The 13,784-nt window shown below is 35.3% G+C and carries 13 protein-coding genes and 1 tRNA gene; all 14 read right to left on the bottom strand.

Annotated elements, in window-relative coordinates:
• Window positions 1–271: 271 nt before the first annotated feature.
• Window positions 272–343 (bottom strand) — tRNA-Glu (locus N8N51_RS01770).
• Between the two features lie 91 nt (window positions 344–434).
• Window positions 435–914 carry a sigma-70 family RNA polymerase sigma factor gene (locus N8N51_RS01765; protein WP_261053162.1) on the bottom strand — a complete coding sequence of 160 codons (480 nt, stop codon included), beginning with the start codon at window positions 912–914 and terminating at the stop codon, window positions 435–437.
• A gap of 120 nt (window positions 915–1,034) precedes the next feature.
• Complete coding sequence (gene ftsH, locus N8N51_RS01760; protein ID WP_033684689.1) at window positions 1,035–2,993, bottom strand: ATP-dependent zinc metalloprotease FtsH; 1,959 nt, start codon at window positions 2,991–2,993, stop codon at window positions 1,035–1,037.
• 15 nt (window positions 2,994–3,008) lie between these two features.
• Window positions 3,009–3,551 (bottom strand): hypoxanthine phosphoribosyltransferase, encoded by a 543-nt coding sequence (gene hpt / locus N8N51_RS01755; protein ID WP_049543473.1) that lies wholly within the window; start codon window positions 3,549–3,551, stop codon window positions 3,009–3,011.
• Between the two features lie 4 nt (window positions 3,552–3,555).
• Window positions 3,556–4,833 (bottom strand): tRNA lysidine(34) synthetase TilS, encoded by a 1,278-nt coding sequence (gene tilS, locus N8N51_RS01750; protein WP_049543472.1) that lies wholly within the window; start codon window positions 4,831–4,833, stop codon window positions 3,556–3,558.
• Window positions 4,830–6,098, bottom strand: coding sequence for a serine hydrolase (locus N8N51_RS01745; protein WP_261100185.1), 1,269 nt, complete (start codon window positions 6,096–6,098; stop codon window positions 4,830–4,832). The genes tilS and N8N51_RS01745 overlap by 4 nt, the downstream gene beginning before the upstream one ends.
• Window positions 6,091–6,213 (bottom strand): SP_0009 family protein, encoded by a 123-nt coding sequence (locus N8N51_RS01740; RefSeq protein ID WP_000429334.1) that lies wholly within the window; start codon window positions 6,211–6,213, stop codon window positions 6,091–6,093. Before N8N51_RS01740 ends, N8N51_RS01745 begins: the two co-directional genes overlap by 8 nt.
• A 4-nt stretch (window positions 6,214–6,217) precedes the next feature.
• On the bottom strand, window positions 6,218–6,586 hold the full coding sequence (locus tag N8N51_RS01735; protein ID WP_049543468.1) for a septum formation initiator family protein: 369 nt from the start codon (window positions 6,584–6,586) through the stop codon (window positions 6,218–6,220).
• The gene (locus N8N51_RS01730; protein WP_001234978.1) at window positions 6,579–6,845 is read right to left on the bottom strand and encodes an RNA-binding S4 domain-containing protein; all 267 of its coding nucleotides are present in this window, start codon (window positions 6,843–6,845) and stop codon (window positions 6,579–6,581) included. Before N8N51_RS01730 ends, N8N51_RS01735 begins: the two co-directional genes overlap by 8 nt.
• A gap of 57 nt (window positions 6,846–6,902) precedes the next feature.
• Entirely contained in the window at window positions 6,903–10,406 is a 3,504-nt protein-coding gene (gene mfd / locus N8N51_RS01725; RefSeq protein ID WP_261056859.1) for a transcription-repair coupling factor, read from the bottom strand.
• The gene (pth, locus tag N8N51_RS01720; RefSeq protein WP_000163938.1) at window positions 10,407–10,976 is read right to left on the bottom strand and encodes an aminoacyl-tRNA hydrolase; all 570 of its coding nucleotides are present in this window, start codon (window positions 10,974–10,976) and stop codon (window positions 10,407–10,409) included.
• 72 nt (window positions 10,977–11,048) lie between these two features.
• Window positions 11,049–12,164 carry a redox-regulated ATPase YchF gene (gene ychF / locus N8N51_RS01715; RefSeq protein ID WP_001218721.1) on the bottom strand — a complete coding sequence of 372 codons (1,116 nt, stop codon included), beginning with the start codon at window positions 12,162–12,164 and terminating at the stop codon, window positions 11,049–11,051.
• Window positions 12,165–12,248: 84 nt separating this feature from the next.
• The gene (locus tag N8N51_RS01710) at window positions 12,249–12,443 is read right to left on the bottom strand and encodes a DUF951 domain-containing protein (protein ID WP_000285186.1); all 195 of its coding nucleotides are present in this window, start codon (window positions 12,441–12,443) and stop codon (window positions 12,249–12,251) included.
• Between the two features lie 64 nt (window positions 12,444–12,507).
• The gene (dnaN, locus tag N8N51_RS01705; protein WP_125454294.1) at window positions 12,508–13,644 is read right to left on the bottom strand and encodes a DNA polymerase III subunit beta; all 1,137 of its coding nucleotides are present in this window, start codon (window positions 13,642–13,644) and stop codon (window positions 12,508–12,510) included.
• Window positions 13,645–13,784 lie beyond the last annotated feature (140 nt).

The raw sequence follows: 13,784 nt of genomic DNA, 5'->3' as shown, positions 1-13,784 counted from the left end.
TCCTGAGCCAGGATCAAACTCTCATTAAAAGTTTGAGTTCTCACTCATTTCTGTCACTGACAGATTTATTGTTTTTTTCATTGTTCAGTACTACAACCTTAGTTATAGTGCCCTGCACATTGGTTCGTCTTGTTCAGTTTTCAAAGGTCTTTGTCACTTGCTTCTCTCAAGCGACAACTATATTAGTATATCACAGGTGCTTTCGCTTGTCAACACTTTTTTGAAACTTTTTTAATCTTTTTTCATCAAGTGTTCCATCCGCAACATACCATAGTCCGTACGGGATTCGAACCCGTGTTACCGCCGTGAAAAGGCGGTGTCTTAACCCCTTGACCAACGGACCTGAGCTGTTATTTTCAACTCTTACTATTATACAGACTTTTTCAGACTTGTCAACAACTTTTTCTGTTTTTTTCTTTTTTTTGCATAGCTTCTTACCGAGTACGGATATCAAACTCCTTAAACACAATACGTAAGTCTCTTAATACTCTTTGACGCCCTCGGAAGCGTTCATGTCTTAGAACCCGTTCTAACTCTTCTTGTTTGTCTTTACTTTGTTTGTTTCTATAATCTCTTAGTGTCTCATGAAAGAGATAATACTCATCTAGCCACAGACCTCCCTCACTGATACGATGACTAATCTCACCTACTTCTTCATAGGGTTCTTTATCATATCTTCGTTTTTGACTTTCTTGCTTACGGATATAGTCTAGAATTCGATTACGGAACTTAGTTTTGAAGTATTTACGTAAGCGTGGAATATCTTCTGCCAGCTCTTCTTCTCTACTGATCAATTCATGTAAGCAAATCATCCCCTCTTGGTCCCAATCCGATAGTTCCCATAAATGAAGGTAATATTCATTTCTACACTTATATACAATTCCCTGTACTTCTTCATATAATTCTTTAATCATAATGTTCCCCTTTCTAGATACAGTTTAACAGATTCAGAAACACTTTTGTCCCATTTCCCCATTCTGTTCCCTACACCGTCTAAACTGCACAAAAAAAGAGAGGTCTTGCCTCTCTTTGGGTTATTTCTCATCATTCATTTTTGACTTTACTTCATCATAAGATAATGCATGAGATTCCTCTTCTACGGTTTCAGGCATCTTTCCTGTTTCGTAAAGAGCTTTAATTTGTGTACTATCCAATGTTTCGTATTTCAATAATGCTTCTGCAATCAACTTGTGAGTTTCACGATTTGACTGAATAATTTCAGCAGCTTTATTTCGTGCTTCATTCAATAATGAACGAACCTCTTCGTCAATTTCATAAGCTGTTTGTTCTGAGATTGATTTTTGAGGGCTCTGTGCACCAAACATAGCATGATTGCCCTCATATTGAACTGGACCTAGTTTTTCACTCATACCGTACTCTGTAACCATTGCACGCGCCATTTGTGTCGCTTGTTCAAAATCGTTTGAAGCTCCTGTAGTTTGGACATTAAAGATAATTTCTTCAGCTACACGTCCACCCATTAAGCCAGCCAATTGCTCTTTCATATCTTCTTTGGAAAGAAGCATTTGGTCTTCCTTAGGAAGTGCAATCATATATCCGCCGGCACGTCCACGTGGTACGATAGTAACTTTATGAACAACACGAGCATTCGACAAGACTAAACCAACAATGGTATGTCCAGCCTCATGGTAGGCAACCAATTCACGTTCTTTTTGTGAAACTGTCTTATCTTTCTTAGAAGGACCAGCAATAACTCTATCTTCTGCTTCATCAATATCTGAAGCATCAATTATCGATTTATTGCGACGAGCAGCAACTAGAGCCGCCTCATTCAATACATTCTCTAAATCAGCACCAACAAAACCTGGAGTTTGTTGAGCCACTAATTTCAAATCAACATCTTCTGCTAAAGGCTTGTTCTTAGCATGAACTTTCAAGATTGCTTCGCGACCTTTAACATCAGGACGGCCAACCAATACTTTTCTATCAAAACGTCCTGGACGCAAAAGGGCAGGATCAAGTACATCTGAACGGTTTGTCGCAGCGATAACGATAATCCCTTCATTTCCCTCAAAACCATCCATCTCAATCAAAAGTTGGTTCAAGGTTTGTTCACGTTCATCATTTCCTCCGCCAAGACCAACTCCACGTTGACGTCCAACAGCATCAATTTCATCGATAAAGATAATAGCTGGTGCTGCTTTTTTAGCATCTTCAAAAAGAGAACGAACACGACTAGCTCCAACTCCGACAAACATTTCTACAAAGTCCGATCCTGAGATACTAAAGAATGGAACACCTGCTTCTCCAGCAACTGCCTTAGCAAGCAAGGTCTTACCTGTCCCCGGAGGTCCCTCTAACAGAACACCTGCTGGAATACGGGCCCCAAGTTTTGTAAATCGTTTTGGATCTTTTAAGAATTCAACAACTTCAACTAGTTCTTGTTTTTCTTCCTCAGCTCCAGCAACATCTGAAAATCTTACTTTAATATCTTCTTTATTTGCGGCTTTAGCCTTACTACGTCCAAAACTCATTGGGTTACGGCTATTATTTCCTCCCATATTTCCCATCATAGAGAATAGGAAGAAGAATAGAATACCGAATGGCACAATAGATACAAGAATATTAATCCACATACCACTTGAACTTTCATGCTTAACAGTTACTTCCGCCTTATGGTCAGAAGCAAGTTTTTGCAATTCTGATACTGTAGTATCTGAAGGAAGAATAATACTTGAAAATTTCTCTACTGTTGTAGCAGAAGGAGAAAAGAACTGGATACCTGTTTCTTCTTTACTTGTTTTAGGATTTTTATAGACACCTGAAACTTCGATAACACTGCCATTTGGTTGGTAAGTCAATTCTTTTACATTGTCATCGGTAATTTCTTTTACCAATTCTGTATAATTAATTTGCTCACTTTTCCCTGCAACACTACCTGTACTAAAATACTGATAAGCTGTAACTAGGAAAAAAATAAGTAATAACCATAGAAAAGGATTTTTAATTAAACCATTATTTTGTTTTTTCATTAAAAATTGTTCTTTCTAATTTGAATATACTTCTTCTTTCAATACTCCAACATAAGGAAGGTTACGATAATTTTCTTTGTAGTCTAAACCATAACCTACTACAAACTCATTTGGAATAGTAAAGCAGGTATAGTCAGCCTCAATTTCTACAACACGTCCCTCTGGTTTATCCAACAAGGTTGCAATTTTAACAGAAGCAGCTTCTCTTGCTTTAAACATATCTCTTAAACTCTTCAAAGTTTGACCTGTATCAATGATATCTTCTATAAACAGAACATGTCTTCCTTTGATATCTTGAGTCACATCTTGCTTGATATTAATGACACCACTACTTGCTGTTCCACCATGGTAGCTAGAAACCATCATGAAGTCCATTTCAATATGTGTGTCGATATGTTTAACCAATTCAGCCATAAAAGGAATAGATCCTTTTAAAATCCCAACTAAAATTGGATTTTTTCCTGCATAGTCTTTGGTTAATTGAGCACCTAATTTTTTAGCAGCTTCTGTAATTTCATCGTGTGAAACGAGAATTTTTTTAATATCGTTTTCTAACATTTTTTTACCTATCTATTTTTTCTATATAAAGTACAGTGTTCATTATATCATTTTTCGTGTTTTTACTCAAATTACTGGTCGCAATTCCCAAAATTGAGACAATTTCACCAAATTGCTCAATAATCAGAGCTGATTTTCGCTTTTCCATAGGGATTTTCAAATCAATAAATAGACGTCTGAGTTTTTTTCTATGCCCATTTTGAATCAAAAAATCTCCTGTTTTTCGATGACGAATGTGTATTGATGTTTCCCGTGAAACAGGTACCTGCTGAATTAATTCACCTTCTAAAGGAAGTCCAAAGGAAAATAAATAACCTTGGTAAGATACCTGATTTTGATAGTGTAACACAAGTTCATCTTCCTTTTCATCAGACTGAGGACTGATTTTACAAATCCGAAACTGTTGATACTCTTTTACTAATTCATAACCATTTTTAAGCAGATGACGATACTGGCTTTTAGTTTTTAAAATTTTTCTAACTTCTTCAAACTGAGCTTTTGTAAGATTCAAATCTGGAAAACGATTCAGATAAGTTTGAAGTAAAACTCTTTGTGTCGACTCAGAGTAAGACAATAGCTGATCTAAATTTTCTACATCAATATTCTTTGATAATTCAGCTATAGCTAAGTCATAATCTAAAATTTCATTGCCGATGCTTAAGATTGCATCTCTAAATCTAGGATTTTCTTTTTCTAATTCTGGTAAATAAGAGTTTCGAATACGATTGCGAAAATAATGATTTTCCTGATTTGATGTATCTTCAAAGTGAAAAATTGGTGGAAAGTCTTTTTTCTGAAAATGCAAGAAGGGACGAATGATTTCTATCTCTCCGACTACTTGCTTCTCCTTAATTCCTGATAGATAGCGCAAACGAGTTCCTCGAATCAAGCGCATTAAAATCGTTTCCACCTGATCATCAGCATGGTGGGCAGTGACTAAAGCTGTCGCACCTGTCTTTTTCATGACCTCTTGAAAAAAATCATAACGAAACTCTCGAGCACGTGCTTCTGAAAATTCTCCTGAAAAATTGCTGATATAAATAGGAAGCTCTGCTTCAGCAGCTAACTTCCTTAATTCCTGTTCTTCCCAATCTGATTCTACTCTCTGCTTATGATTCACATGAGCTAGAATCAATTCAATTTCTAACTCTTTTTGATACGTAGATAACACCTTAAATAGAAACATAGAATCTAATCCACCAGAAAGAGCTAGCATCACCTTAGCATGCTTTTTGAAATATCCCTTCTTGAGAAAATGATTTAAAAAATCTTGTTTCCTCATTTTAGAACCTCATAAACATCCTTGGCTATCTTAGAAATCGTATCATAATCAGAATTTTTAGTGAAAATAGAAAGAATAAATGGAGAATCTGCATAGACAACACCTGTATCATGCTTAAATTCATCCGCATCTCCAATTTTATGAGCTACTTTAACAGAAACACCTTTGGCAATTCTCTCATTATCAAAATCTGTTTTAGTCAAAGAATCCAATACAAATCCATTTTGATTATAAACAGCTTCCATAACTTTCCCAGCCATTTTAGAAGAAATCAATTTTTCTTTTGAATCCCAATCATCTCCCATAATAGCAGACATCTTGGATTTAAATGTGTCATCAGATTGGTTTGAAATGTAATATCCCAATAAATTATGAGCTACATTATCAGATTCTTTTGATACTTTCGAAATTAAATCCTTTAGAGAATATTCTTTATTATCCTCTTTTTTAGGGAGGCTACCACTTCCCTCTGGTTTATAAGAACCTGGAAAATCATTGACTTCTGATACGTATTTTACAGTCGTATCTAACTGATAAAGACCCTCATTTATTTTTTCTTGCGTATAATAGAGATAAGGGAGTTTCAAAACGCTAGCTGCATACATCTTTTCATCTTGATTGATACCAGCTTCTTTTCCAGTAGTCAGTTGCTTAACATAAATAGAGAAAGAAGCTTTTTGATATTTTTCAGATAACATTTCTTGGACTTTACCCATCCGGTTATCTTCTTCAGAAGTTGACTCTTTATCTACCCATCCAGCCTGATCAATATGTAGAAATTCTTTTCCTTCTACAAACATGGTTTTATCGATTGATACCTGCGAATAAGATGATAAAGACGATTTCACTTCTTTTAAATCATAAGGACTGTTATACAATTTAAAATCAGATTCTAACCATACTTTTTTTATTGTTGGGGTTACCTCTGACTGATCGTATAAAAATCGTTTGTCCGCAGCTATAAATTGATGGTTGGATAACTTAAATACTGGAATTCCTTGTTTATTTAAGCGCCACTCAGTTATTTGAAAACTTGTTTTGGGAGTTAATTTTCCAGATTCCACTACTAAATCTTCATTCGCATAAACAGGAACCTCTCCATAAACCATGGGAGAACTTAATTTTTCTCTAAAATAAATACCAAAGTCAGATTGTGAAAGGTAATAAATTTCTTTCGAAGTATAGACAACTTCTTTTTCTGTGCTAACGACTTTTGAAACTGTCAAAAAACTTGGTAGCAACAAAATAATTAAGAACTTACGCATTCTTCCTTTCCTTTTCTTCTTGTAAACGCAATAATTGATTTTTATCAGCCAACTCTTCTAGTTTTTCATCCGATAGACTCAAAAATTGCTCTATTACATCTAATAAATTTTCCATTTTATCACCTTGGGAGCAAGTCAGGAACCGTATAAACAGCTTCCCGATTCTTAGAATAATAATATTTTGCACGCATGTATTTAGCAGCGTAATCTTCATCTTTCAACTTTGTAGCAAAAGCTGTCTCTTTCTCCTTTTCCTCACTCAAGGTTTGATACTGAGTTTGCAAGTCTGATAACTGTTGACGTCTTTGGAGTAATTGGTGATAACTTTGAGCAAGATTATAAGTTGGTAAAATGAACAATAAAATCATCAAAATCAGAACCCAACCCATGAAACGATTACGTTTTTGTCGTTCTTTCATCAGATAGCGACGACGTTGGTGTTCATTTTGAATAAAAGAATTATTCAATTGTACGATATTTTTAGACATTTTCTTCTACCCGTGTTTCACTGATAATTTCATACATGCCTGCTGCATCTTCTTTTTTTGTACTATCTTTCATCTCCAGTACTTTTACAAGTAGCAACTTATTGCCAAAGCGAATTTCAACTTGGTCATTAACTTTCAAATCCGTTGAACTTTTTGCCAAGATTCCATTTACCTTGATTCTACCTTTATCTGCTACTTCTTTTGCGACTGTACGACGCTTGATAATTCTTGATACTTTTAAATATTTGTCTAATCTCATTTTTATTACCTCAAATTATTATTGTATCATTTTTATCTACTTTATAGAAGAAAAATGTTAAAGGGAATTGCCTTCTTTCGACACTTTTATCTCTAATAAACTTTCTCCAAAAATGAGTAGACCTTCTAAAATTTCATAGTCCTTCTTATTTTGGACATCAAATACAACTTCCATTAATCCCTTATTCTCAGTTATGGCTGCTTTTAAATTCGTTGCGGATAAAGATTTAAAATAATCTTGAGCCAAAAACAATCGCTGAGTAATTTTTTCAAATTGAACTGTAATCTTATTTTCTTTTCGTTCCACACGTTGAACAAAGACCTTATCAAGATAAGACTTAACCAAACCAATCTCTAAAAGATAGGCTACCACGTCTGGGTACTCTCCAAAGCGGTCCATCAACTCTTCTTGTAATTCTTCGTAGTTGACACGATTGTCAATTTGACGAATTTTCTTGTAAATTTCAATCTTATGTCGTTGATCAGAAATATAGGTATCAGGAAGATAGGCATCAATTTGTAAAATCAATTCGGTATTTCCTTTGGTTCTTGTGTTCCCATTACCATGTCGTTTAGCAATAGCTTCCTCCAATAACTGCGAATACAATTCAAAACCAACAGAATCAATGAAACCAGACTGGGATTTTCCTAAAAGATTTCCTGCTCCGCGAATCGAAAGATCTCGCATTGCAATCTTAAATCCAGAGCCCAATTCTGTAAATCCTTTAATCGCTTCTAATCTCTTCTCGGAGACTTCACTGATTGATTTTTCTGGACGATACATGAGATAGGCATAAGCAATACGATTACTACGACCGACTCTTCCTCTTAACTGATACAAGGTTGACAAGCCCATATAGTCCGCATTTTCAATAAATAAAGTATTGGCATTTGGAATGTCCACCCCTGTCTCAATAATGGTAGTTGTCACCAAGATATCATACTGACCTTCAATGAAACCCAGTAGAGTATTTTCTAACTGAATCTCACTCATTTGCCCATGAACATACCCAATCGAAGCCTCTGGAATCAACTCCTGTAATTCTGAAACCTTCTGATCAATTGTGTCAACTTTATTGTAAAGATAGTAAACTTGACCTCCACGGTCCATTTCACGTAAAACAGCATCACGAATCACACTATCATTCTTTTCCAAAACATAGGTCTGAACAGGATAGCGATTAGTCGGCGGAGTTTCAATAACAGACAAATCTCTGATTCCCAGCATAGACATATGGAGGGTACGAGGGATTGGAGTAGCGGTCAAAGTTAGGACATCCACTTGTTTCTTCAGTTCTTTCAAGGTTTCCTTATGCTTGACACCAAATCGCTGTTCCTCATCAATAATCATCAAGCCTAAATCAGTAAACACAACATCTTTTGACAAAACACGATGGGTTCCAATCAAAATATCAACTTGACCCTTTTTCAATTTTTCAAGTGTTTCAGTCTGCTCTTTTTTACTTCTAAAACGACTCAACACATCAATATTAACTGCAAAATTTTGGAATCTCTCTTTAAAATTTGTATAGTGTTGTTGCGCTAAAACCGTTGTCGGAACTAGAACGACAACTTGTTTATGATCATTGACCGCCTTAAAGGCTGCACGCATTGCAACTTCAGTCTTCCCAAAACCAACATCTCCAACTAGAAGTCGATCCATGGGATGAGAATCCTGCATATCTCTCTTGATTTCCTCAATACTACGAAGTTGATCATCCGTTTCAACATAAGGGAAGGCATCATCAAAAGCATGTTGATTATCATCATCAGCTGAGAAAGCAACCCCCTTCAACTGACTACGCTCAGAATAAAGCTTGATTAAATCGTCAGCTATATCCTCTACCTGGTTCTTAACTTTTTGCTTAGCCTTTTTAAAATGACCATCATTTAATTTATTAAGTTTTGGAGCTTTCCCATCACTTGAAACATATTTTGACAGTAACTGAATCTGCTCAACTGGGATGGAGATTTGATCCCCATTTTGATATTGAACACTGACATAATCACGGTGAATCCCTTTGATTTCAATTGTTTCAATGCCTAGATATTGACCAATTCCATGAATATGGTGAACAACGTAGTCCCCTTTTTCAAGTTCATTATAATCTTTTAATCGCTCTGCATTTGAAACATGTTGTCTTCGAAAACGACGTTTTAATTTCTTTTGAAAAATCTCATGTTCAGTGATCAAGAGAATTTTTTCATCTACAAAATGAAAACCATGTCTTAGATTACCCTCAATCAAGTTTACAGATTCTTTACAGATACTTGACTTATCTCTGGAATCCAATTTAATCTTGTATTCCTCTAAAACACCCTCCAATGTTTTACTTCCCATTGAATTGCTAGATTGCAGAATAATGGTGTAGTCCATTTTTTTATATCGCTCAATTTCTTCTTTAAGAAAAGAAAATTGATTGAAAAACTCCTGCATGGGAAATTGATTAAATTGATAAATGTGTTCAAACTTGAGATTTCCTAACCCTTTTTGGAGATTGGAGAAAAAGGTAACTGGACTTTGTTTTTTATAGGTTTGCTCTGTATCTGCAAAATACTGCATATCAGAAAATGATTTACCATTCTGTAAATCTTCCGTAAAGTATTGCGCTAACTCTCCTTCAAAGGCTTCATACTGATTCATCAATTTTTGGTAATCATCAAAAAACACTGGTGTATCTTTTTCAATATAATCAAATATAGTCCATGTTTTATCGTAACATAAAGATAAAAACTTTCGACTATCTGAATGTACTTGTTTTTGATGAAAACTTGACAAAATCTCTTCCAAGTATGATTTTAAAATTGGTGATAAGGTCTTTGAAATTTGCTTTTCTAAAGCTGACTGCCCTCGTAGATAGTCCTTTTCCCTCAAAAGTATATCACTTGCTGGAAAGATAGTGAGTTCTGTTTGATTTTCTTTTGATAATTGTGTTTCGACTTCAAAAGTCCGAATTCCATCTACTTCATCACCAAAAAACTCGATTCGGAAAGGTTCTAACTGAGACATCTCAAAAATATCTAAAATATCTCCTCGAATACTAAACTCACCTTGAGTTTGTACTTGCGTAACTTTGCGATAACCTATTTCCTTTAACTGATGGATAAACGTGTGTTGATCATATTCTTCACCAACTGTTATTTTTACAATACTATCTTTGAATATATTGGGAGACGGTAAAATCAATCGACTTGCTGCGATATTACAAACTAAAATCCCTTTCTTAGATGAATCAGTCAAAAAACGCAAGGCTTCAACCCGTGAAATGATTTTTTCTTGTGAAGACATCAAAAACTCGACCATAGGGGAGTCATCTACCAAAAATGGATAGACAAGTTCCTCACCCAAGACAGATATAAGATCACTAACAAGTCCTTCTGCTTCTCCATAAGTTGACGTCAATAACACAATCTTATCTTCCTGTCTCAAACTACTAGCAATTGCTAAAGCTTTTGTAGAAGTTGACAAGCCTAACATTAATTGTCTTTTCTTATCTGTCAGATTTCGATGCCATTTTTTTATCTGATTATTTTCTGAGAATAAATCTAATAAGGTTAACATTTATCCGTTATACCTCTGCATTGTTTTCTCAAAATTTTTCTCTTGTAAATAGTAGTTTACAGAATCGTCAACTTTGTCAATAGACTGTAAAATACCAATATAATCATCCTTGTCAAAGGTACTCAAAACATGGTTAACAACTGACATTCCATTTTTAGGTCTTCCGATTCCAATCTTAACACGATTAAAGGTTTGGGTTCCAATATGTTGAATAATAGACTTGATACCATTATGACCACCTGCGGATCCCTTTGCTCTTAAACGAATCTTTCCAACTTCCATGTCAAGATCATCATAAATGATGAGTAAATCTTCAATATCCAAACCATAGTAAGTCAATAAAGCATGAACCGCTTTTCCACTTTCATTCATAAATGTCGTTGGTTTGACAAGATAAATTTTTTCTCCATTTAGGAAAAAGGATGCTAAATCAGCTTGAAATATCTTATCGTGTGTAAAAGTGACATTCTGTTTCTTCGCTAGTTGGTCAATCAACATAAATCCAACATTGTGTTTTGTTTCAAAATATTTATCCCCTGGATTTCCTAATCCTACAAGTAATTTGGTCATTTATTTTTCCTTTCAAAAGCCAAAAGGGTTGGAATTTTTTTCCAACCTAATTGACACTATTCATTAATTTTTTTAGACATTAAAGCGGAATTCCATAATATCGCCATCTTGAACGATATATTCTTTTCCTTCTTCACGCAAGCGTCCAGCTTCTTTTACAGCCTTTTCAGATCCGTATTTCACTAGATCCTCATATGACATAGTTACTGCACGAATAAATCCTTTTTCAAAGTCTGAGTGGATAATACCAGCTGCTTGAGGAGCCTTCATACCACGTTTGAAGGTCCAAGCGCGAACTTCTTTTTCGCCAGCTGTGAAGTAAGTTCCCAGTCCAAGCAAGTGGTAAGCTGCACGAGTCAACTTGTCAACGCCTGATTCTGTCAACCCAAGTGCTTCAAGAAACTCTTGCTTGTCTTCTTCGTCTAACTCAGAAATTTCTTCCTCAGCACGCGCAGAAATAACGACTACTTCAGCATTTTCTGTCGCTGCGAATTCACGAATTTGTTTAACATAGTCGATAGAGTCAGGTTCTGAAACCACATCCTCGTCCACATTAGCAACATAGAGCACTGGTTTAGTCGTTAACAGGAAGAGACCTTTGACAACCTTTTGTTCCTCATCTGTAAATTCAATAGTTCGAGCTGATTTTCCATCTTCAAGAACAGGTTTAATCTTTTGAAGAACATTAAATTCTGCTACTGATTCTTTATCTTTTTGCGTACGTGCCATCTTTTCTACACGCATATAGCGCTTATTAACTGATTCTAAGTCAGCAAGAATCAACTCTAGGTTAATAGTATCAATATCTGCCAGTGGATCCACAAAGGCGTCTTCACGTCCTTGCTCGCGCATCACATTTTCATCATCAAAAGCACGAACTACGTGAACAATCGCATCCACTTCACGAATATTGGCCAAGAATTTATTCCCTAGTCCTTCTCCTTTTGAAGCTCCTTTTACAATCCCTGCAATATCTGTAAATTCAAATGTTGTTGGAACTGTCTTTTTAGGAGTAATCATTTCAGTTAGTTTTTGTAGGCGTTCATCTGGAACTTCTACCATTCCAACGTTTGGATCAATCGTCGCAAATGGGTAATTTGCTGCCTCTGCTCCTGCTTTTGTAATTGCATTAAATAGTGTTGATTTACCAACGTTTGGCAAACCAACGATACCTGCTGTTAAAGCCATATTTTCTCATTCTCCGTTTTCATTTCAATCCCTAATATTATAACACAAAAAGGGATAAAGTGCTAACCCTCTACCTAAGGATTCTCAGTCAATGATTTTATTCATTTTTCGATCAAAATCATAACGTCCCATCATGACAACATGGTCACAATTACTACATTTGATTTTGATATCTGCCCCTACACGCGTAATTTCCCAACGATTTGCTTTTTTACCAGTTGACTTGATAGTACAAGCATGTGGTTTTTTCATCTCAACAAAATTTCCAACTTGATACATACTACTCTCCTTTTCTTTTTCGATTATATCATAAAAGAGGCGAGCTAGGCTCAACCTCTTTAACTTAATTTGTACGAACTGGGGTGATCAGTTGCATGAAGTCCTCGTCAGTATCTGCTGGCACAAGAGTAAATGGACGAACAGCTGAGATAAAGCTAATAGTCACCTTGTCGCTATTTAAAGCCTTGAGTGAATCAATCAAATAAGTTGGGTTGAAACTAATGGTCAAATCTTCACCAGTAACCTGATCAGTATCGATTTCTTCGTTTACTTTACCAACTTCTGGAGAGTGAACATGGGCGCTAACAACCCCAGCTTTTATTTCAAGTTTCACAGTACCATTTTGAGTAGCACTTGATAAAAGACGAGCACGTTCCATTGACTGGCGTAAGTTTACAACATCAAAAGTAATAGTAGTACTAAAGTCTGTTGGAATCAAACGATCTGTATCAGGATAGTTTCCTTCTAGGAGACGAGTGTAGAAGCTAATATTTTCGCTTCTAAAGAGGATTTGGTTATTGGCAAAGAAAATCTCTACAGTTTCGATATCATCTGTAAATACCGCTGAAAATTCGCGTAGAGAACGGCTAGGAATGACAACATCAAAATCATCACTATTTTTCTCAAGCGTTAATTTTTTCTGGCTTAGACGATGAGAGTCTGTTGCAACTGTTTTTAGCTCCTTGTGTTGACTTAATACAAAATGAACACCTGTTAAAATTGGACGACTCTCTTGTGTACTTGCAGCAAATGCTGTTTCATTGATAATTTTCTTGAGTAATTTTGTTTCAAGAACCAAAGGAGTGCTTGCTGAAATTTCTTGGATTCGTGGGTACTGTTCGCTATCTTTTCCTTTTAGGGTAATTTCTGATTTACCACTCGTTAAAACAATTTGATTTTGTTCAATTTCTTTAAAATCAAGACTTACATCAGGTAGACTAGATACCACATTGATAAAGAAAGAAGCTTCAAGAAGGATCGAACCTAAAGAAGTAATTAACAGACCAGCATCTTCATTTTTTTGAGAAATAAAATTTTCAATTGAAATTTGACCATTTGAACCAATTAAAGTAACACCTTCATTGGTCACGTCAATTTTGACGGTTGATAAAATAGGAATAGCATTTTTAGAACTAATAGCTCTCTTAGTTGTATTTAATGCTTGTAGAAATAAATTTTTATTAATTGAAAAATGAATCATGGATTCTCCTTTATTTATTTTTAGTATTAGAAGGATAATAGTAATAATAGAGTCTGTGAAATATGTGGAAAACAGACTTTAAACAAGTCATATCAAGTTTTTGGGCTTGTTTAAAAAATGTGGATAAAAAAGATAATAAA

It is taken from the genome of Streptococcus mitis (assembly GCF_946188685.1).
Taxonomy (GTDB): Bacteria; Bacillota; Bacilli; order Lactobacillales; family Streptococcaceae; genus Streptococcus; species Streptococcus mitis_CC.
Note: the sequence above shows the minus strand (reverse complement) of the source record. Positions and strands in the feature narration are given on the sequence as shown.

Excerpts from the sequence above, each read along its gene's own strand:
- N8N51_RS01765 (WP_261053162.1), bottom strand. The coding sequence starts at position 914 with ATGATTAAAGAATTATATGAAGAAGTACAGGGAATTGTATATAAGTGT.
- ftsH (WP_033684689.1), bottom strand. The coding sequence starts at position 2,993 with ATGAAAAAACAAAATAATGGTTTAATTAAAAATCCTTTTCTATGGTTA.
- hpt (WP_049543473.1), bottom strand. The coding sequence starts at position 3,551 with ATGTTAGAAAACGATATTAAAAAAATTCTCGTTTCACACGATGAAATT.
- tilS (WP_049543472.1), bottom strand. The coding sequence starts at position 4,833 with ATGAGGAAACAAGATTTTTTAAATCATTTTCTCAAGAAGGGATATTTC.
- N8N51_RS01745 (WP_261100185.1), bottom strand. The coding sequence starts at position 6,098 with ATGCGTAAGTTCTTAATTATTTTGTTGCTACCAAGTTTTTTGACAGTT.
- N8N51_RS01740 (WP_000429334.1), bottom strand. The coding sequence starts at position 6,213 with ATGGAAAATTTATTAGATGTAATAGAGCAATTTTTGAGTCTATCGGAT.
- N8N51_RS01735 (WP_049543468.1), bottom strand. The coding sequence starts at position 6,586 with ATGTCTAAAAATATCGTACAATTGAATAATTCTTTTATTCAAAATGAA.
- N8N51_RS01730 (WP_001234978.1), bottom strand. The coding sequence starts at position 6,845 with ATGAGATTAGACAAATATTTAAAAGTATCAAGAATTATCAAGCGTCGT.
- mfd (WP_261056859.1), bottom strand. The coding sequence starts at position 10,406 with ATGTTAACCTTATTAGATTTATTCTCAGAAAATAATCAGATAAAAAAA.
- pth (WP_000163938.1), bottom strand. The coding sequence starts at position 10,976 with ATGACCAAATTACTTGTAGGATTAGGAAATCCAGGGGATAAATATTTT.
- ychF (WP_001218721.1), bottom strand. The coding sequence starts at position 12,164 with ATGGCTTTAACAGCAGGTATCGTTGGTTTGCCAAACGTTGGTAAATCA.
- N8N51_RS01710 (WP_000285186.1), bottom strand. The coding sequence starts at position 12,443 with ATGTATCAAGTTGGAAATTTTGTTGAGATGAAAAAACCACATGCTTGT.
- dnaN (WP_125454294.1), bottom strand. The coding sequence starts at position 13,644 with ATGATTCATTTTTCAATTAATAAAAATTTATTTCTACAAGCATTAAAT.